This is a genomic window from Burkholderia alba (genome assembly GCF_034721475.1).
Classification (GTDB): domain Bacteria; phylum Pseudomonadota; class Gammaproteobacteria; order Burkholderiales; family Burkholderiaceae; genus Burkholderia; species Burkholderia alba.
The window spans coordinates 31,284-51,505 of record NZ_JAWJWL010000029.1; the positions used below are offsets into that span (position 1 = coordinate 31,284).

General features: G+C 67.7%; 15 protein-coding genes and 2 pseudogenes. 10 read left to right on the forward strand and 7 right to left on the reverse strand.

What is annotated here, in order from left to right; all coding sequences use genetic code 11:
* The first annotated feature begins 69 nt into the window (after positions 1–69).
* The gene (locus RZR99_RS26675) at positions 70–654 is read left to right on the forward strand and encodes a hypothetical protein (protein ID WP_323122781.1); all 585 of its coding nucleotides are present in this window, start codon (positions 70–72) and stop codon (positions 652–654) included.
* Positions 655–676: 22 nt separating this feature from the next.
* On the opposite strand, the gene RZR99_RS26680 is transcribed toward RZR99_RS26675, so the two are convergent.
* Positions 677–1,738, reverse strand: coding sequence for a hypothetical protein (locus RZR99_RS26680; RefSeq protein ID WP_407655505.1), 1,062 nt, complete (start codon positions 1,736–1,738; stop codon positions 677–679).
* Positions 1,739–2,090: 352 nt separating this feature from the next.
* On the opposite strand from RZR99_RS26680, the gene RZR99_RS26685 reads away from it, so the two are divergent.
* Complete coding sequence (locus RZR99_RS26685; protein ID WP_323122783.1) at positions 2,091–2,525, forward strand: CHRD domain-containing protein; 435 nt, start codon at positions 2,091–2,093, stop codon at positions 2,523–2,525.
* A gap of 92 nt (positions 2,526–2,617) precedes the next feature.
* A complete protein-coding gene (locus tag RZR99_RS26690; protein WP_323122784.1) occupies positions 2,618–3,535 on the forward strand; it encodes an alpha/beta hydrolase in 918 nt (305 codons plus the stop codon).
* Here RZR99_RS26690 and RZR99_RS26695 read toward each other — a convergent pair.
* Positions 3,505–4,365, reverse strand: coding sequence for an EcsC family protein (locus RZR99_RS26695; RefSeq protein ID WP_323122785.1), 861 nt, complete (start codon positions 4,363–4,365; stop codon positions 3,505–3,507). The genes RZR99_RS26690 and RZR99_RS26695 overlap by 31 nt on opposite strands.
* A 104-nt stretch (positions 4,366–4,469) precedes the next feature.
* On the opposite strand from RZR99_RS26695, the gene RZR99_RS26700 reads away from it, so the two are divergent.
* Together RZR99_RS26700 and RZR99_RS26705 are read left to right on the forward strand one after the other, a co-directional pair.
* Positions 4,470–6,065, forward strand: a complete 1,596-nt coding sequence (locus RZR99_RS26700) for an MFS transporter (protein ID WP_323122786.1) — start codon at positions 4,470–4,472, stop codon at positions 6,063–6,065.
* Between the two features lie 36 nt (positions 6,066–6,101).
* Positions 6,102–6,554: a MarR family winged helix-turn-helix transcriptional regulator gene (locus RZR99_RS26705; RefSeq protein ID WP_323122787.1), complete on the forward strand. Its 453-nt coding sequence runs from the start codon at positions 6,102–6,104 to the stop codon at positions 6,552–6,554.
* A gap of 85 nt (positions 6,555–6,639) precedes the next feature.
* Here RZR99_RS26705 and RZR99_RS26710 read toward each other — a convergent pair whose 3' ends face one another.
* Both RZR99_RS26710 and RZR99_RS26715 read right to left on the reverse strand, forming a co-directional pair.
* On the reverse strand, positions 6,640–7,221 hold the full coding sequence (locus RZR99_RS26710) for a DJ-1/PfpI family protein (protein ID WP_323122788.1): 582 nt from the start codon (positions 7,219–7,221) through the stop codon (positions 6,640–6,642).
* 113 nt (positions 7,222–7,334) lie between these two features.
* On the reverse strand, positions 7,335–8,615 hold the full coding sequence (locus RZR99_RS26715; protein ID WP_323122789.1) for an amino acid deaminase: 1,281 nt from the start codon (positions 8,613–8,615) through the stop codon (positions 7,335–7,337).
* A gap of 119 nt (positions 8,616–8,734) precedes the next feature.
* Here RZR99_RS26715 and RZR99_RS26720 point away from each other — a divergent pair, with 119 nt between their 5' ends.
* From RZR99_RS26720 to RZR99_RS26735, 4 genes are all read left to right on the forward strand, one after another.
* Positions 8,735–9,625, forward strand: coding sequence for a MurR/RpiR family transcriptional regulator (locus RZR99_RS26720; RefSeq protein ID WP_323122790.1), 891 nt, complete (start codon positions 8,735–8,737; stop codon positions 9,623–9,625).
* Between the two features lies 1 nt (position 9,626).
* Positions 9,627–11,108: an N-acyl-D-amino-acid deacylase family protein gene (locus tag RZR99_RS26725; RefSeq protein ID WP_323122791.1), complete on the forward strand. Its 1,482-nt coding sequence runs from the start codon at positions 9,627–9,629 to the stop codon at positions 11,106–11,108.
* Positions 11,109–11,207: 99 nt separating this feature from the next.
* Positions 11,208–11,597 (forward strand): RidA family protein, encoded by a 390-nt coding sequence (locus RZR99_RS26730; RefSeq protein ID WP_323122792.1) that lies wholly within the window; start codon positions 11,208–11,210, stop codon positions 11,595–11,597.
* Positions 11,598–12,028: 431 nt separating this feature from the next.
* Positions 12,029–13,090, forward strand: coding sequence for a saccharopine dehydrogenase family protein (locus tag RZR99_RS26735; protein WP_323122793.1), 1,062 nt, complete (start codon positions 12,029–12,031; stop codon positions 13,088–13,090).
* 41 nt (positions 13,091–13,131) lie between these two features.
* On the opposite strand, the gene queF is transcribed toward RZR99_RS26735, so the two are convergent.
* The 3 genes and pseudogenes from queF to RZR99_RS26750 form a co-directional block, all read right to left on the reverse strand.
* Entirely contained in the window at positions 13,132–13,956 is an 825-nt protein-coding gene (queF, locus tag RZR99_RS26740) for an NADPH-dependent 7-cyano-7-deazaguanine reductase QueF (protein ID WP_323122794.1), read from the reverse strand.
* 15 nt (positions 13,957–13,971) lie between these two features.
* Positions 13,972–15,066: pseudogene (ilvA, locus tag RZR99_RS26745) on the reverse strand (threonine ammonia-lyase, biosynthetic); the annotation flags it as partial.
* Positions 15,067–15,079: 13 nt separating this feature from the next.
* A pseudogene (locus RZR99_RS26750) lies at positions 15,080–15,885 on the reverse strand (pyridoxal-phosphate dependent enzyme); the annotation flags it as partial.
* 309 nt (positions 15,886–16,194) lie between these two features.
* Between RZR99_RS26750 and RZR99_RS26755 the strand changes: the two are divergent.
* Entirely contained in the window at positions 16,195–20,214 is a 4,020-nt protein-coding gene (locus RZR99_RS26755) for a DUF3683 domain-containing protein (protein WP_323122795.1), read from the forward strand.
* The last annotated feature ends 8 nt before the right edge of the window (positions 20,215–20,222 follow it).

Below are 20,222 nucleotides of genomic sequence, written 5' to 3' on the forward strand. Positions count from 1 at the left end.
CGCTGCTGCAATGGCGGCGAAAAGAGTGGCATGATGCGGGCTCCTTATCTCGATATGTCCCGACCCGTCATGTCGCTTTCATTTGTCTTGCCAACCCGCCGCGGCCGATATCTGCTGTGCGCCGCGATGGCGATGGGCGTCGCGGCCTGCAAGGCGCCCGATCCGCAGGCGCGCGTCACGGGCGACGCCGGCCCGAGCCATCTGCTGCGCCTGAGTTCCAAACAGACCACGATCGATCTCACGAACGCCGAACGGGCGTCGCTCGTGCGCGTCCAGCAGCGCACGTTCGCGTCGAGCACGCCTGCTGCCGCGGCGGCGGCCGGCGAGGTCGCGCTGCGTGCGCTGGAGTTCGAACCGGTCACGGTGGATGCGGGCGGCTCGCTCGTCGAGGGCGAGCGCAACCGGGTGGTCGGCGACCGAGCCCACGAAGCGATCCGCGCGATCTTCAAGGCGAAGGGCGTGCCGCTGTCCGCGCGGACCGATCATGAAAGCGCGCACGCGCTGTTGCTGATGCGGCCGTTGGCGGGCGGCGGCGTGTCGGTGTGGGCGCGCTTCACGGTCACGCAATGGAACACCAACGGCGATTCGACCACGACCACCGTCACCGATCCCGCGTTCTACGCCGGCTTCTTCGACCGTCTCGGCCTGCACTGACGGCGAGCATGGCGCGCCGCGCTCAGAACCGGTAGCCGATGCCGGCCTGGATCACGTCGGTATCCTGGTTGTAATGCGTGACCACGCGGTTCCACGTGAGCCGGGTGGTCCAGCGGCGGCTGATCCGGTAGCTCGCGGAGATCGAGATCAGGCCGGCCAGGCGGCCGTCTCCCGGCCCCGGTTTGTCGCGGATGTTGCGCTGGTCGATCGTGAGGTACGCGCCCGCGCCGACACCGAGCGTGACCCGGTCGTCGAGGAACGCGCGCGTGAGCCACAGCTGCGACGCGAGGCCGTTGCGCCGGATCGATTTCTTCGAGCCTTCGTACAGGTAGGTCGCGGTCCAGTCGACGTACTGCGCGATACCGCGCCGGTACTCGAGACTGCCGCCGAGCGCGCTCGGCGACTTCTCGCTGTTAAGGATCGTTTCGCCGAGCATCGCGGTGATTTCGTTGTGGGTGACGCGGTCGGCGCGGCCGGCGGCATAGTCGCGCGGCCCGGGCGTATCCGGCGCGTCGAGCTGGTAGCCGACGCCGAACATTGCCGACATGGTGCTCGGCCCGCCGAAGATCTGCGCGCGGTTCAACTGCAGCTGCGCGATCCAGCGATGCGAGGTGTAGTACGCGGCGCGCACGCTCATCAGGACCCCCCAGCCGTGCGAATCGGAATAGCCGCGCCCCTCGGCGGCGGGAATCGTGTCGAAGTAGCGATAGGGGCCGACGCCCGCCGACAGCACGAAGCGGCGGTTCGCGAGCGGCAGGCGCCCCCAGAACTGCACGGCCTGGCCGTCGCGATGATGGTCGGGAATATGCCCCTCGTTGTACCAGGTGAAGCCGACGGCGGCGTACTTGCCGAGCCCTTCCTGGTAATCGAACGCCCACGCATAGCTGTGGCCGTCGTTGCCCCTCAGCAAGCCGCCGAACAGCGCGAACTCCTGCGCGGCCGCCGGTGCGGCATACAAAGCCGCGACGCCGAACGCGCTCCATAGCCAGCGTGATCCTGAGAAGCAGCGGCGCCGATTGTTTCTCGTTGTTGAGCGGTGGGCTGTCACGATGTCGATCCATGGATGCGAGCAAGGTGAAGCGATTCTGGCGCAGGCCGAAGCGGGGTGTCGAGCGCCGTTTTGTCGAGTTTTCTTACCGTCGCCTACCGGCGTAATACGCGTAAAAAACGCGCTCGGGAAGCCGCGTCGGGACGTGCCGATCCTTCCGGTGAAAGCAGCGGTAATCGTGGGGTACCGTGCGATACGGATGCGGCCGATTCTTGCGGATCCGTGTCCGGCGGCGACCGGCGTTTCGCGATCGTCTCCGATGCGGGCGTCCGGTCCGTCGGCCGATCTGCGCCGGCCGGCGCGATCGACTACCATGACGGCTCTGGATCGGCCGGTTCGGCAGTCCGCCGTATCGTCGGGCCGGTCGTCATGACGGGGAGAGGATTCGATGCTTTCGCTTCGCATGTTCCAAATCGGCTTGCTGGCCGGCGTGCTCGTCGCGGGCGGCGTCCAGGCCGAAACGGTGAAGCTGGTTGCCAGCCTGCAGCCGTCGAGCGAGGTGCCGCCGACCACGAGCAAGGGCTCGGGTGCGCTCGACGCGACGTTCGATACCGCGACGCATACGCTGCAATGGCGAATCGCGTATCAGGGCCTGACGGGCCCCGCCACCGCCGCGCATTTCCACGGTCCGGCGCCGGTCGGACAGAACGCCGCCGTGCAGGTGCCGATCCCGAAGGACGCGCTCGCGAGTCCGATCACCGGGGCGAAGCAGCTCACCGACGAACAGGTCACCGACCTGATGGCGGGCAAATGGTATTTCAACGTGCACACCGGTGCGCATCCGATGGGCGAGATTCGCGGTCAGGTGCTGCCCGCGAGTTGAAGCGGCCGGGCTCGCGGCGGCGCGGGTCGTCGCCGGCGGGCCGACCGGGTGTCCGCGGCCCGTCTCCCGATTTCCGACAACGAGTGCGTCCGATGAGTTGGCAAAGCAAGCTCGCCTGCTGGCTGTTGCGCCGGCAGTTCCGTCCCGAAACCCTCAAGCCCGTCATCGATCCGGCACACGCCCGCAAGCTGGTTGCGCGGCGCATGCGGATGCCGCGCCGCGCGCCGCTCGGCTGGCGGCTGCGCGGCGAATGGCTCGAGCGTACCGACGGGGCATCGAAGCGGCTGCTGCTGTATTTCCACGGCGGCGGCTATTACTTCTGCTCGCCCGTCACGCATCGTCCGCTGGTGTTCGCGTTGACGAAGCGGGCCGGCGTCCGGTCGTTCTCGCTCGATTACCGGCTCGCCCCCGAACACCGCTTTCCGGCCGCGCTCGACGACGCGCTGGCCGCGTACCGCGCGGTGCTGGCGCAGGGCACGCCGCCCGAATCGATCGTGTTCGGCGGAGATTCGGCGGGCGGGGGGCTCGCGCTCGCGACGCTCGTCGCGCTGCGCGATCGCGGCGAGCCGCTGCCGGCAGGCGCGATCCTGTTCTCGCCGTGGACCGATCTCGCGGCGACGGGCGAGACCCTGCGCAGCAACGACGGCCTCGATCCGATGTTCGCCGGCGCGGCGCTCGGCCGCGCCGCGCGGCTGTACCTGGGCGACACGCCGGGCACGCACCCGCACGCGTCGCCGCTCTACGCGGATTTCACGGGACTGCCGCCGCTCTTCATTCAGGCGGGCAGCACCGAGGTGCTGCTCGACGACGCGCGGCGCGTCGCCGCCAAGGCGCGCGCGGCGGGAGTCAAGGTGGAGATGGAGATCTGGCCGGATCTGCCGCACGTCTGGCAGATCGGCGTGCCGTTTCTGCCGGAAGCGGGGCAGGCGCTCGATCGCGCGGCGGCGTTCCTGCGCGGCGTCGCGCTCGAACGGGCGACTCAGCGCACGGCCGAGGCGTCGATCGCCTGATAGGCCGCCTCGACGGCGGCCGTGCCGTACTTGCGTTCGAGCCGGCGCACCGCGAAGTGGCCGTGCGCGGCCTGCTGGAAATGATCGATGAACAGCGTGTTGACGGTCGCGCCCAGTACCGCGCCGATCGCGGGAATCGATTTCGCGGCGATCTGTTCGGTGACCTGCACCGAAAAGCGCGCGGCCACCGATTGCAGCAGCTTGAACAGCGCGGCCGACCCGTGCGTCGCGAAGCCCTTCGCCGCGATTTCGGACGACGCTTTCGAGACCGCCTGCGCGAGCGCGCTGCGCAAAACGAAGTAGCCGAAATCGGCGTCCTGGTCGTCGCTGCCCGCCTGCTTGAACCCGTTGCCCATCCCGAGCACCGCCAGGCATTGCAACTGCGCCTCGACGGACGACAGATCCTCGCCCTCGCTGCGCGCGATGTCGCAGATCGAACGGAACATCAGCGTGGTCGTGACGGGTAGCTCGACCGGCAGCGCGAACAGCCCGAACGCGCCGCCCGCCGCGCCGGTGGTGGCGACCGCGAGCTTGTGCAGCAGGTTGCTGGGCTTGTCGGGCGTCTCGCCCGCGCTGGCGACGCCGCCTGCCTTGCCGAGCGTGCGCAGCGCGATGTGCAGGCACTTGCGCAGCGCGAGCTGGGTCGCGTCGTTGATCTTGTCGGTCGCGAAGCCGGGCAGCTTGGCGATCATCTTCTCGATCGGCGCGCCCACCACGCTCGTCAGCTTGATCGTCAGCGACGGGCTCTCGAGCGCCAGCTTCGCGCGGCGCAACGTGTCCAGATCGCCGGCCGACAACGCCGATCCGCCTGCGGCTGAAATTGGTTCCATACCACTCCTTCAAGGCTCGGGGCCGCGATGGCCGCCAGCTAGATTACCCCACACGTGATAACATTTTCGATTCGTTGACTTGTCAAAAGTTGCATCAACAAAAAATGGCTGTCCATACCGCTGCCCACCATTCGAGCGGGCAAGTTTTGCCGTTCCGGGAGTCGCTGCTCGCGATGCTCGGCATTTCATTCGTGACGATGCTTGTCGCCCTCGACCAGACCGTGGTCGGCACCGCGCTGCCGACCATCGTCGCGGAACTCAAGGGGTTCGAGCTGTATGCGTGGGTCGCGACCTCCTATTTGCTGACATCGGTGATCACCGTGCCGATCTTCGGGCGGCTCGGCGACTACTACGGGCGCAAGCCGTTCGTGATCGCGTCGATCGTCGTGTTCACCGGGGCGTCGGTGCTGTGCGGGATGGCGAACGACATGCTGTTTCTCGTGCTCGCGCGCGGCCTGCAGGGGATCGGCGGCGGGATGCTGGTCGGTACCGCGTTCGCGTGCATTCCCGACCTGTTCCCGGATTCGGTGATCCGGCTGCGCTGGCAGGTGCTGATGAGCTCGGCGTTCGGCGTCGCGAACGCGGTCGGGCCGTCGCTCGGCGGGATCCTGACCCAGTACTACGGCTGGCGCTCGGTGTTCTACGTGAATCTGCCGGTCGGGCTGCTGTCGCTGGTGTTCGTCTATCGCTATCTGCCGCACCTGCGCCATGTCGAGCACGAAGGCAAGATGCGGCTCGACTGGCCGGGCGCGCTGCTGATCGCGGCGACGCTCGGCGCGCTGCAGCTGTTCGTCGAATGGCTGCCGAAATACGGCATCGGCAGCTGGCCGTCGCTGCTGCTGGTCGTCGCGCTCGCGAGCGGCGCCGCGCTGTGGTGGTGGGAAAAGCGCTGCGCGCAGCCGATCCTGCCGTTCGACATGTTCCGCAACCGCGCGCTGTCCGCGCTGTTCATCCTCGCGATCCTCGGCGGCTTCGCGATGTTCTCGCTGCTGTTCTACGCGCCGCTGCTGTTCCAGGGCGGGTTCGGGATGTCGCCGAAGGACGCGGGTCTGGTGATCACGCCGCTCGTCGTGTTCATCACGATCGGCAGCATCATGAACGGACGCATCGTGACCCGCATCCGCCATCCGAACGCGATGCTGTACATCGGTTTCGTGCTGTTCGCGCTCGCCTGCATCGGGATCGTCGTGTCGACCCACGTGACGCCCACCTGGCTGCTGATGAGCCTGATGGTCGCGGCGGGCGTGGGGCTCGGCTTCGTGCTGCCGAACCTCACCGTATTCGCGCAGCAGACGGCGGGCCGCCAGCATCTCGGCATCGCGACCGCGCTGCTGCAGTCGCTGCGGATGGTGGGCGGGATGCTCGGCACCGCGCTGACGGGCACGCTGATCAACCAGATGTATTCGAGCGGCGTGCGCGACGCGCTCGGCGCCGATCACGCGTCGCGCTGGCTCGCGCGCCTCGCCGATCCGCAGATTCTGATCGATCGCACCGCGCAGGCGAGCCTGATCGGCGAGCTGACCCGGGCAGGGCATAATGGCGCGCTGTTGCTCGAGGCGGCGCGCGAGGCGCTGGTGAGCGCGATCCATGTCGGCATCGCGGTCGGCGCGGTGGTCGCGCTGTTCGCGGTGTGGCAGAGCCGCCGAGTGCCGCCCATCAAACTGCGGCGCGCCATCGAGCCGGCCGTGACGGTCGATTGATCCCCAACGAATTTTCAACGGAAACGAAGTCAGCGCATGGAAGAACAGGACCGGGTCGCGATCTTGCAGCAGTTCGGGCGAACCTATCGCGCCTTCATGTCGGCGTTCGAGGCGCACGTCGGGCAGCCGCTGCCGCGCTGGCGCATCATGCTTGCGCTGTACAACCACGACGGGGTGTCGTCGCAAAAGCGCCTCGTCGAATTCATGCGGATCGATCCGGGCGCGCTGACCCGTCAGCTCAAGATGCTCGACGCGCTGGGCTGGATCGAGCGCGAACCGGACGCGCGCGACAATCGCGTGACCACGGTGAAGATGACGGAGACCGGGCGCGCGGCGTTCGAGGAATGCCTGCCGCGCCGCAACGCGTTCCTGCACGAAACGATGGCCGCGCTGCCGGACGACGCGCTGAATGCGCTGTCGGGCGCGTTGGCGCTGCTCGAGGCGCGGGTCGCGGAGGTGGGTCAGCCCGCGGCGCGCACGCCGGCCTGAGCCCGGTGATCGCCGCGCCCGCCCGCCGTTCGGGGGCGGGGGTGCAAAAAAGCCGGCAGCGCCGGCTTTTTTTACGTCGATCGCATCAGAGCTCGATGCGCGTGCCCAGCAGCGCGAGGAACTGGGACAGCCAGGCGGGATGAGCGGGCCACGCCGGCGCGGTGACGAACGGGGCGTCGGTGACGGCCGAGTCGACCGGGATGTCGGCATACTCGCCGCCCGCGAGCCGCACCTCGGGCGCGCAGGCCGGATACGCGGAGATCCGCTTGCCTCGGATCACGTCGGCCGCCGCGAGCAGCTGCGCCGCGTGGCAGATTGCTGCGATCGGTTTGTTCGCCGCCGCGAATGCGCGCACCAGCGCGATCACCTGAGGATCGAGCCGCAGGTATTCGGGTGCGCGGCCGCCCGCGATCGCAAGCGCATCGTAGTGCGACGCGTCGGCGTCGTCGAACGCGGCGTTCAGCGTGAACTGATGGCCGGGCTTCTCGGTATAGGTCTGGTCGCCTTCGAAATCGTGGATCGCCGTCTTGATCTTGTCGCCGGCCCGCTTGCCGGGACACACCGCGTCGACGCGATGGCCCACCGCCAGCAGCGCCTGGAACGGCACCATGGTTTCGTAGTCTTCGGCGAAGTCGCCGGTGAGAAACAGGATCCTCTTTGCTGCCATGACTTTCTCCTGACGAGTGCGGGTAGGGACACGACGAAGGGGGCAGTTTACTCCGGCGCCGCGTAGCGGGCGCGACACGGCGGGCCGCGCGCGGCGGCCCGCCGGAGCGGTGCTCAGAAGAACGTTTCGATCACTTCGGTGACGCGGTACTGCGGATCGACGACGAGCAGTTGGCGCCACTTGTCGAACGTGAGGCACGGATGCGAAATGTCGAACGCGATCATGTCGCCGACCTTCAGATCCGCGCCCGCCGGGATCTTCAGGTAGGCGTGCTGGTCCATCAGGCCGGTGATTTCCCAACCCGCGTCCGCACCGAGATCGCGCGGCGCGGTGTCGCGGCCGGGCCGGAAATGGCGGGCCGGCTGCGGCAGCCCCGCGTCGAACGCCGAGTCGCGCTTGCCGAGCGCGACGATCGCGCGGTCCGCCTCCGGAATCGACTGCACGTACGCCCACAGCTGCAGCGCCGGCACCAGGCCTTCGCCCATCTTCTTCGCGATCGGATTGCGCGCGAAGATATCGGTCTGCGCCTGCTTGTAGATGCCGACGTCGTGCGTCAGATAGCAGCCGGGCCGCAGCACGACGTCGATCACGCCTTCCGCCTGGGCTTGCGCGAACTCGTCCGCGACCACGTCGTACCACGCCGAGCCCGCGCCGGACAGCACCGCCGGCGCGCGCGCGAAGCGGCCGTCGCCGGCGAGCCGGCGCGTGAGCGCGACCGCGCGCTGCAGGAACGCGCGCACTTCGGCCTCCTCCTTCAGCACGCCTTCATACAGCTCGATGCCGGCAAGCCGCAGCGTGCCCGCATGGCGCTCGACGGCGGCGAGCACCGCATCGGTCTGCGCGTCGTCGCGCACGCCGGTGCGGCCGCCCGGCACGCCCAGTTCGAGCAGCACGTTCAGCGGCTTCTTCGCCGCGCCGAAAAACGCGCCGAGCTGGTCCGCGCTGTCGACGGAGTCGACCAGGCAGAAGAACTCGAATTCGGGATCGGTCAGCAGCTCCGCGATGATCGCCATGTTGCGCTTGCCGACCAGCTGGTTCGCGAGCAGCACGCGCCGCACGCCGCCGTGATACGCGGCGCGCACCTGGTGCGCGGTGGCGAGCGTGATGCCCCACGCGCCCGTGTCGAGCTGGCGGCGGAACAGCTGCGGCGCCATCGTCGTCTTGCCGTGCGGCGCGAACTTCACGCCGTATTCGGCCACGAAAGCCTGCATCCATTTCAGGTTGTGCTCGAGCCGGTCCGCATACAGGACGGCGGCGGGCAGGCTGACGTCCTCGTCGAGCAGGTTCCATTCGAGCCGGCCTGCGTCGGCGAGCGGCACGCTCGAGCTGGGAACATTGCCGAGGCCTTTGCTGAACGGGTCGATCGCCACGTCTTGATAGTTTGTAACTTTCATCTCATCTCGCTCCATCACGCATATATATCGAACAGAAGTTGACTTGGCGATAGTACAGAAAGTAGCATCGGCGCGGCAATGTTATTTATTAACAAGCTGGCGCCGCGCCGGTTTCCCCCATGAATTCGTTTGCCGAACAACCCGCTTTCGACATCGTCGCCCGGATCGCCGAGTGCGCGCCGGAATTGCGCGACGCCGAGCGCAAGGTCGCGGGGTTCATCCTCGACGATCTGACCCGCGCCGCGCACGCCAGCATAAGCGCGCTTGCGCGACAGGCCAATGTCAGCGCCGCGACGGTCACGCGTTTCGCGAAGGCGGTCGGCTGCCGCGACGTGCGCGAACTGAAGCTGCGGCTCGCGCAGGCGGCGGCCGTCGGGCAGCGTTTCCTCACGCCCGCGGCGGATGCCGGGCTCGACGCGACCCCGGTCACGCAGATCTTCGACGACGTGCAGGTCGCGCTCGCGCACAATCAGCAGCTGCTGCGGCAGACCGCGTTCGGTCCGGCCGCCGATGCGCTGGTCGCCGCGCAGATGATCTACGCCTACGGGCAGGGCGGCGGCTCGACGGCGCTCGCCGACGAACTGCGGTTCCGGCTGGTGCGTTTCGGCCTGCCGATCGCGAGCTACCAGGACGGCCTGTTGCAGCGGATGGTCGCGAGCACGGTGACGAAATCGTGCGTGATCGTCGCGTTGTCCGCGACGGGCGAGGTGCCGGAGCTGCTCGACAGCTGCAGTCTCGCGAAGCGCTACGGCGCGACGGTGGTCGCGATCACCGCGCCCGCGTCGCCGCTCGCGCGGCTGGCCGATCACCTGATTCCGGTCGTCGCCCTCGAGACCGATTTCATTTTCAAACCGTCGACGTCCCGCTACGTGATGATGATGGCGCTCGACGTGCTGGTCACGGAAGTCGCGCTGCGGCTCGGCGACGATTGTCGCGAACGGCTGCGCCGGATCAAGCTCTCGCTCGACGTGCATCGCGGCGGCGGCGACCGCCACCCCTTAGGAGACTGACATGCATTCGCACCCCGAAGCCGCCGATACGCTGATCGTCGGCGCGCAGTTGTACGACGGCACCGGCGCGCCGCCCGTCGAGCGGGACGTGGCGATTCGCGGCGGCAGGATCGCGGCGATCGGCAACCTGACGAACTGGCTCGCCGAGGACGTGATCGAGGCCGAAGGGCGCGCGCTCGCACCGGGCTTCATCGACGTGCACACGCATGACGACACGCACGTGATCCGTGCGCCGCAGATGCTGCCGAAGATCTCGCAGGGCGTGACGACGGTGATCGTCGGCAATTGCGGGATCAGCGCGTCGCCGGTGACGCTGCGGGGCGACCCGCCCGATCCGATGAACCTGCTCGGCGACCGCGGCGCGTTCCTGTACCCGACCTTCGCCGCCTATGTGGAGGCGGTCAACGATGCGCGCCCGGCGGTCAACGTCGCGGCGCTGATCGGCCACACCGCGCTGCGCAGCAACCAGATGGACCGCCTCGACCGGGCGGCGAGCGCCGGCGAGATCGCGGCGATGCGCGCGCAGCTCGAGGAGGCGCTGTCTCTCGGCGCGCTCGGACTCAGCTCGGGGCTCGCGTACAGCTCCGCGTTCGCGGCGCCCACCGACGAGGTGATGGCGCTCGCCGAGCCGCTCGCGCAGGCCGGCGCGCTGTACACCACGCATATGCGCACCGAGTTCGACGCGATCCTCGAGGCGATGGACGAAGCGTACCGGGTCGGCCGCCATGCGCGCGTGCCGGTCGTGATCTCGCACCTGAAGTGCGCGGGACCGTCGAACTGGGGACGCAGCGAGGAAGTGCTTGCGTCGCTCGACAGCGCGCGGCGCATCCAGCCGATCGGCTGCGACTGCTACCCGTACAGCCGCAGCTCGTCGACGCTCGATCTGAAGCAGGTGACGGGCGACATCGACATCACGATCACGTGGTCGGAGCCGCATCCGGAGATGGCGGGCAAGCTGATCAAGGCGATCGCGCTCGAGTGGGGCGTGACCGAGCAGGAGGCAGGCAAGCGTCTGCAGCCGGCGGGCGCGGTGTATCACAACATGTCGGAGGACGATGTGCGGCGGATCCTGTCGCACCCGGCGACGATGGTCGGCTCCGACGGCCTGCCGAACGATCCGCTGCCGCATCCGCGGCTGTGGGGCGCGTTTCCGCGCGTGCTCGGCCACTATGCGCGCGAGACGCGGCTGCTGCCGCTCGAAGAGGCGGTGCGCAAGATGACGTCGCTGTCGGCGCGGCGCTTCGGACTCGCGCAACGCGGCGAGGTGCACGTCGGTTATCACGCGGATCTGGTGCTGTTCGATCCGGCGCGGGTGATCGATGCGGCGACCTTCGAGCAGCCGCAGCAACCGGCGCACGGTATCGACGCCGTCTGGGTCAACGGCGTGCTGTCGTATCGCGAGGGCATGTCGACGGGCGAGCGCGCGGGGCATTTCGTCGCGCGCGGCGCGCGCGTGCCGGCGACGGCGGACAACGCATTCTGAACGGATTGTCGCGCCGCGCCCGTGGGGGCGGCGCCGATCGACGACGCGCCGTCCGATCCGGGCGGCGCGAACCAGCAACCGAGGAAAGGGAGTGAAACGATGAAGCGATATGGTGTGGGCGATGCGAAGGGAACCGGCGGCCAGGTGATGCCGTTCGCGCGTGCGGTGCAGACGGATGACGGCTGGCTCTACGTGTCCGGGCAGACGCCGATGGTGAACGGCGAGGTTGTGGAAGGCGGCATCGTCACGCAGTCGAAGCAGACCATCGAGAACGTGATCGCGATCCTGAAGGAAGCGGGCTACGGGCTCGAGCACGTCGTGCGCTGCGGCGTGTGGCTCGACGACGCGCGCGATTTCGCGTCGTTCAACAAGGTGTTCCTGTCGTACTTCGGCGAGCACCCGCCCGCGCGTGCGTGCGTGCAGTCGAGCATGGTGATCGACTGCAAGGTCGAGGTCGATTGCATTGCGTACAAGGCACCCGCCAAGTAAGGCGCGCCAGGACGGATTCGTCGCCGGCCTCGCGCGGGGTCGAGCCGAGCGGTGTCCGGCGGAAGGCGTCTTGTTCGCGATGGGCGCGTTTCGCTTCGCGGCAGATGACCGATGCCGGGCGGGTTTCCTTCGGCGGTGCGGTCCGCTTCACCTTCTCACGCCACCCGGCCGTATCGGCCCGGTGGCGTTTTTCATGGCCGCCGCTGCCCGGATGCGGTGTTCGTTTCGCTTGTCGCGGCGGAAGAGTCTCCGGGCTTCGGCGCCGTTCGGTATTCGGTACCTGGCATCCAGGATCCGGTCCCCAATTGACGTTGACATTCATCGATGTCATTGTCTTGGCGGCGAGCGCTTGCCGCGGCGCGACGCTGAGTGTGCCGCGAAGCGGGCGCACTGCCCGCAACGGACCATGACGAGCAGGAAGGAGATCCGCGATGACCGCACCGCTGAACTGGATGATCTACGGCGCCAACGGCTATACCGGGGAGCAAATCGCGCGCGAAGCCGTGAAACGCGGGCTCCGGCCGGTTCTCGCCGGGCGCTCTCGGGACAGGATCGAACCGCTCGCCGTGGAGCTGAACCTGCGTTGGCGGGTGTTCGGGCTCGACGCGGCGGGACCGGCGCTCGACGGCGTCGGACTGGTCATGCACTGCGCGGGACCGTTCGCGGCCACCGCCGCGCCGATGCTGGACGCGTGCCTGGCGGCCCGCGCGCACTACCTCGATATCACCGGCGAGATCGCGGTGCTGGAGCACGCGCTCGCGCAGCACGCCCGCGCGCGGGCTGCGGAGGTGGTGGTGTGTCCCGGCGTCGGCTTCGACGTGGTGCCGACCGATTGCGTGGCCGCGGCGCTGAAGGCGGCGCTGCCGGACGCCAGCCACCTCGCGCTCGGCTTCGACTCGCGCTCAGGCCCGTCGGCGGGTACCGCGAAGACCATCGTCGAGGGGCTGGGGCTCGGCGGCCAGGTGCGCCGCGAAGGCCGGATCGTCGGCGTGCCGCAGGCATGGCGCACCCGCCGCATCGATTTCGGCGGCGGCGAAAAGCGCGCGATGACGATCCCGTGGGGCGACGTGTCGACCGCATTCCATTCGACCGGCATTCCCAACATTGAAGTCTATCTGCCGGTGCCGGGCGCGATGATCGCGGCGGCGAAGGCCGGCAACATGATGATGTGGCTGTGGCGGCGCCAGGCCGTGATCGACGCGCTGAAGAAGTGGGTCGACCGGTCCGTGACCGGCCCCGACGCGGCGGCGCGCGCAGCCCGGCCGACCTGGGTGTGGGGTGAAGCGCGCAATCCGGCGGGACAGGCGAAGTGCGCGCGGATCGGCGTCGCGAACGTGTACGACCTGACGGTCGCGAGCGCGCTGGCGGTGATCGGACATCTGCTGCATGTCCGCCCGCCGGGCGGCGGCTATACGCCGTCGCGGCTGATGGGCGCGGATCTGGTCGAGCGGCTGCCGGGCTCGGGGCCGCTGCGCATCGAGGACGTGCGCTAGCGCCGGTTGCCCCGGCCCGCGCCGGCCCCGGGCGCGCGCCGTTACTGCCGCGCGGTCCGCGCGTTATCGGGCATCGGCTGGTTGTAGTTGGTGCGGAACGGGTTGATGTCGAGCCCGCCGCGCCGCGTATAGCGCGCATACACCGCGAGCTTCACCGGTTTGCATTCGCGCATGATGTCGACGAAGATCCGCTCCACGCATTGCTCGTGGAAGCCGGTGTGATTCCGGAACGAGATCAGGTAGCGCAGCAGCCCCGCGTGATCGATCGGCGCGCCGACATAGTGAACCTGCACGCTGCCCCAGTCGGGCTGCCCCGTCACCGGGCAGTTCGATTTCAGCAGATCGGAGACGAGCGTTTCCTCGACCGGCGCTTCGTCGTGCGACGCGGACAGCAGCGACGGGTCCGGATGATAGATGTCGGTATCCAGGTCGAGTCGGTCGAGCGAGAGCCCGTCCAGCTCGTCCATCTGCAGCTTGCGGAATGCGGCGGCCGTCGCGAGCTGGACCGACACGGTCGCGCCGCAGCTTGCCGAGATGTCGCGCTTGAGCGTGTCGCGCACCGCGTCGGCGGAATCGAACGCGGTCTGCGCGAACGAACCGAGATACAGCTTGAACGATTTCGATTCGACGATGTTCGGCGATTCGGCCGGCACGAAGAAGGTCGCGACCGCGACCTGCGGCTTGCCGCGCGCATTGAGCCACGACAGCTCGTAGGCGTTCCAGATATCGGTGCCGAAGAACGGTAGCTGCGCGCCGATGCCGATCTGCTCGCGCGAGCCGGCGCGCGGAATCGGAAACAGCAGCGAAGCATCGTAGTCGGGCGAATAGACGGTGGCCTTGCCGAGTGGGGAGTGTTCGGGGTTCATGGTGCGAAATGAGGATTACGACAGGAAAAGGCGATACGCCGGATTGCCGCTTTCTTCCCAGAACGGGTAGCCGAGCGCCGCGAGGAAGCGGTCGAACTCGGCATGATCCGCCTGGGGCACCTGCAGTCCGACGAGGATCGAGCTATAGTCGGCGCCCTGGTTGCGGTAGTGGAACAAGCTGATGTTCCAGTCCGGCGCCATCGACGACAGGAACTTCATCAACGCGCCCGGCCGCTCCGGAAACTCGAAGCGGAACAGGCGTTCCTCGCGCGCGAGCGGCGAGCGCCCGCCGACCATGTAGCGAATGTGCTGCTTCGACAGTTCGTCGCCCGTCAGATCGACGGTCTTGAAGCCGTGCGCGTCGAAATTGTGCGCGATCGCGGCCGATTCGTCGCGCCGCTTGATCTGCACGCCGACGAAGATATGCGCCGATCGCGCATCGGCGATCCGGTAGTTGAACTCGGTCACGTTGCGCTCGCCGACGAGCGAGCAGAAGCGCCGGAAGCTGCCGCGTTCCTCGGGAATCGTGACCGCGAACACCGCCTCGCGCGCTTCGCCCACCTCGGCGCGCTCGGCCACGAAGCGCATCCGGTCGAAGTTCATGTTCGCGCCGGACGTGATCGCGATCAGCGTGCGGTCCTCGATCTCCTCGCGTTCCGCGTACAGCTTCGCGCCCGCGACCGCGAGCGAGCCGGCCGGCTCCAGCACGCTGCGGGTGTCCTGGAACACGTCCTTGATCGCCGCGCACAATGCGTCGGTGTTCACCGTCACCACTTCGTCAAGATAGGCATCGCACAATCGGAAGGTTTCCTCGCCGACCAGCTTCACCGCGGTGCCGTCCGAGAACAGGCCGACCTCGGTCAGCTCGACGCGCTTGCCGGCCCGCAGCGATTGCGCCATCGCGCACGAATCCTCGGTCTGCACCCCGATTACCTTGATCTCGGGGCGCACCGCCTTCACGTACGCGGCGACGCCGGCGGCCAGCCCGCCGCCGCCGATCGGCACGAAGATCGCGTGGATCGGACCTTGGTGCTGGCGCAGCACTTCCATCGCGACGGTGCCCTGGCCGGCGATCACGTACGGATCGTCGAACGGATGGACGAACGCCAGNGACGCCGGCGGCCAGCCCGCCGCCGCCGATCGGCACGAAGATCGCGTGGATCGGACCTTGGTGCTGGCGCAGCACTTCCATCGCGACGGTGCCCTGGCCGGCGATCACGTACGGATCGTCGAACGGATGGACGAACGCCAGATCGCGCGCCTGCTGGATCTTCAGCGCATGCGCGTAGGCGTCGCTGTACGACTCGCCGGCCTGGATCACCTCGACCGTCGGGCCGCCGTGCGCGCGCACCGCGTCGACCTTGACCTGCGGCGTGGTCACGGGCACGACGATCACCGCCTTGACGCCGAGCCGGGCGGCGGAAAAAGCGACGCCTTGCGCATGGTTGCCCGCCGACGCGGTGATCACGCCGCGCGCGAGCGCGTCGGCGGAAAGGTGCGCCATCTTGTTGTACGCGCCGCGCAGCTTGAACGAGAACACCGGCTGGTTGTCCTCGCGTTTCAGGTAGACAGGGTTGCGCAGCCGGGCGGACAGATTGCGGGCGGGCTCGAGCTCGGTCTCGACCGCGACGTCGTAGACGCGGGCGGTCAGGATTTTCTTCAGATAATCGTGGGAAGCCATGATGGGGCGCGTGAAGGAGCGAGGGCCGACGGGAAAGACGGAAAGCGGCAATGATAGCGCCAACCCCCGTCGTTTCGGGCTTAACTGAATGGTTACCGACCGTCCGGACGGCGAATGCGGGGGCAGTCCGGATCGAGCCGGATGGGTGAAAGGCCCGCCGGAGCACGTTTTTGGGGCAATCCGGCGGCTCACGTGATGCCCGATCATGGGTTAGAATTCTGTTTTGAATCAAGGATCGGAAGATGCAAAGGCAGCCTCGGATCGCGAGTTTGAAGCCGTCGCCGCGCGCAGCATGTCCTGCGGCGGAGCGGCACGCGCGTTGCGCGCGATCGTGCTGATGGCCCCGAGCGCCGCCAGGTGGTGTCGATCCGGAGTAGCACTTCTGTGCTTGATCCGGTCCCATGCAGCGCATCGATTCGGAGCGGCACCTCAGTGCCTGCTCGGATCTGATGCAAGGCTGCGCGCCTGGTAACACAAGATTTCCCCAAGATTGCGCACCACGCGCTTGCCGGTCCCACGCTGCAACGGCGTGCGGCGGCTCTCCGACTCGTCCGAACATGAACGCACCACAAGTTTTCGACCCGCACGGCGCGGCTGCCACCGTCGCCGCCGACCCCGCGCCGCGCCTGCGCGAGATTCCGTATAACTACACGTCGTTCTCCGACCGCGAGATCGTGATTCGCCTGCTCGGCGACGAAGCGTGGGCGGTGCTCGACGAATTGCGCGCCGAACGCCGCACCGGCCGCTCGGCGCGGATGCTGTACGAAGTGCTCGGCGACATCTGGGTGGTGCGCCGCAATCCGTATCTGCAGGACGATCTGCTCGACAACCCGAAGCGCCGCGCCATGCTGATCGAGGCGCTGAATCACCGGCTCTCCGAGATCGAGAAGCGCCGCAGCGCCGATCTGTCCGCGAACCGCGACGACGCAGGCCGCGAGCGCGCCGCGCGGGTCGAGATGCTCGCCGTCGCCGCGCACCGCGCTGTGGACGAATTCGCGCACGAATTCGAGAAGATGGCCGACCTGCGCCGCCGCGCGACCCGGGCGCTCGGCCGCTGCACGCAGAAGGACAACATCCGTTTCGACGGCTTGTCGCGCGTGTCGCATGTGACCGACGCGACCGACTGGCGGGTCGAATATCCGTTCGTCGTGCTGACGCCGGATACCGAAGCCGAGATCGCGGGTCTCATCAAGGCCTGTTTCGAGCTGGGCCTGACGGTGATTCCGCGCGGCGGCGGCACGGGCTACACAGGCGGCGCGGTGCCGCTCACGCCGTTCTCGGCCGTCATCAACACCGAAAAGCTCGAGCAGCTGGGCGCGGTCGAACTGACCGAGTTGCCGGGCGTCGCGCACAAGGTGCCGACGATCTTCTCCGGCGCGGGCGTCGTCACGCGCCGCGTGACCGAGGCGGCGGAAGCGGCGGGCTATGTGTTCGCGGTCGACCCGACCTCGCTCGACGCGTCCTGCATCGGCGGCAACGTCGCGATGAACGCGGGCGGCAAGAAGGCGGTGCTGTGGGGCACGGCGCTCGACAATCTCGCGTGGTGGCGGATGGTCGATCCGGACGGCAACTGGCTGGAGGTGACGCGGCTCGATCACAACCTCGGCAAGATCCACGACATCGCCGTCGCGCGCTTCGAGCTGAAGTGGTTCGACGGCGCATACGCGCCGGGCGAGAAGCTGCTGAGAACCGAGGCGCTCGACATCGAGGGCCGCCGCTTCCGCAAGGAAGGGCTCGGCAAGGACGTCACCGACAAATTCCTCGCGGGCCTGCCGGGCGTGCAGAAGGAAGGTTGCGACGGGCTCATCACGTCCGCGCGCTGGGTGCTGCACAAGATGCCCGCGCATACCCGCACGGTCTGTCTCGAATTCTTCGGGCAGGCGCGCGAGGCGATTCCGAGCATCGTCGAGATCAAGGACTATCTGTTCGAGACGTCGAAGCAGGGCGGCGCGATCCTCGCGGGTCTCGAGCACCTCGACGAGCGCTATCTGCGCGCGGTCGGCTATGCGACCAAATCGAAGCGCAACGCGTTTCCGAAGATGGTGCTGATCGGCGACATCGTCGGCGACGATGCCGATGCGGTCGCGGCCGCGACGTCGGAAGTGATCCGGATGGCGAACGGCAAGAGCGGCGAAGGCTTCGTCGCGGTCAGCGCCGAGGCGCGCAAGCGCTTCTGGCTGGACCGCAGCCGCACCGCCGCGATCGCCAAGCACACGAACGCGTTCAAGATCAACGAAGACGTGGTGATTCCGCTCAACCGGATGGGCGAGTACACGGACGGCATCGAGCGCATCAACATCGAACTGTCGATCAAGAACAAGCTGCAGCTGGTCGACGCGCTGGAAGCGTTCTTCCGGACGGGCAAGCTGCCGCTCGGCAAGAGCGACGACGCGAACGAGATTCCGAGCGCCGAACTGCTCGAGGATCGCGTGCAGCAGGCGCTGGAACTGCTCAAGCGGGTGCGCGCGCGCTGGGAATTCCTGCGCGACCGGCTCGACCTGTCGCTGCGCGAGGCGCAGCACTATCTGGTGCAGCTCGGCTACGAGGCGCTGGCGGAGAAGTTCGCCGACCGCGTCGACGCGCAGCCGGACGCCACCGTGTTCCACATCACGCAGGACCGCACGGTGCGCGTGTCGTGGAAGCAGGAGATCCGCGCGGAGCTGCGCGCGATCTTCAACGGCGGCGCGTTCAAGCAGATCCTCGACGAGGCGCAGGCGATCCACAAGCAGGTGCTGCGCGGCCGCGTGTTCGTCGCGCTGCACATGCACGCCGGCGACGGCAACGTGCATACCAACCTGCCCGTCAACTCCGACAACTACGAGATGCTGCAGGACGCGCATGTCGCGGTCGCGCGCATCATGAAGCTCGCGCGCTCGCTCGACGGCGTGATTTCCGGCGAGCACGGAATCGGCATCACGAAGCTCGAGTTCCTGACCGACGACGAGATCGGCGAATTCCGCGCGTACAAGCAGCGGGTCGATCCGCATGGCCGCTTCAACAAGGGCAAGCTGCTCGAAGGCGCGGACCTGCGCAACGCGTATACGCCGAGCTTCGGGCTGATGGGCTACGAGTCGCTGATCATGAAGCAGTCCGATATCGGCGCGATCGCCGATTCGGTGAAGGATTGCCTGCGCTGCGGCAAGTGCAAGCCGGTGTGCGCGACCCACGTGCCGCGCGCGAACCTGTTGTACAGCCCGCGCAACAAGATCCTCGCGACCTCGCTGCTGGTCGAGGCGTTCCTGTACGAGGAGCAGACCCGGCGCGGCGTGTCGATCAAGCACTGGGACGAGTTCAACGACGTCGCCGACCACTGTACCGTGTGCCACAAGTGCGTGACGCCGTGCCCGGTGAAGATCGATTTCGGCGATGTGACGATGAACATGCGCAACCTGTTGCGCAAGATGGGCAAGAAGAAGTTCAACCCGGGGCAGGCGGCGGGCATGTTCTTCCTGAACGCCACCAATCCCCGGACCATCAACGCCGCGCGCAGCGTGATGATGGGCGTGGGCTACAAGGTGCAGCGCCTGGCCAACGATCTGCTGAAGAAGGTTGCGAAGAAGCAGACCGCGCATCCGCCCGCGACCACCGGCAAGCGGCCGGCGGTCGAGCAGGTGATCCACTTCGTGAACAAGAAGATGCCGGGCAACCTGCCGAAGAAGACGGCGCGCGCGCTGCTCGACATCGAGGACAACAAGATCGTGCCGATCATCCGCAATCCGAAGACGACGTCGGTCGATTCGGAGGCGGTGTTCTATTTCCCGGGCTGCGGCTCCGAGCGGCTGTTCTCGCAGGTGGGCCTGGCGACGCAGGCAATGCTGTGGGAGGCGGGCGTGCAGACGGTGCTGCCGCCGGGCTACCTGTGCTGCGGCTATCCGCAGCGCGGCTCGGGGCAGAACGACAAGGCCGAGAAGATCGTGACCGACAACCGGGTACTGTTCCACCGGGTCGCGAACACGCTCAACTATCTCGACATCAAGACGGTGGTGGTGTCGTGCGGTACCTGCTACGACCAGCTCGCCGGCTACGAATTCGAGAAGATCTTCCCGGGCTGCCGGATCATCGACATCCACGAATTCCTGCTCGAGAAGGGCATGAAGCTCGAAGGGGTGGCGGGGGTGCGCTACATGTACCACGACCCCTGCCATACGCCGATCAAGACGATGGACCCGGTCAAGCTGGTCAACGAGCTGATGGGCGCCGAGAAGGACGGCTACCGGATCGAGAAGAACGAGCGCTGCTGCGGGGAGTCGGGCACGCTAGCGGTCACGCGTCCGGACGTGTCCACCCAGGTCCGCTTTCGTAAGGAAGAAGAAATCCGCAAGGGCGCGGCGCGGCTGCGCAACATTCCGGTCGTGTCGGGCGACGGCGCGCCGGCATCCGCGCCGGCCGCGGCGGACGTGAAGATCCTGACCAGCTGCCCGTCCTGCCTGCAGGGTTTGTCGCGCTATAACGAGGACGCGGACATGGAGGCGGACTACATCGTCGTCGAGATCGCCCGCAATATGCTGGGCGAAAACTGGATGGCGGATTACGTCGCGCACGCGAATAATGGCGGGATCGAGCGTGTGCTGGTGTAATGTCACGA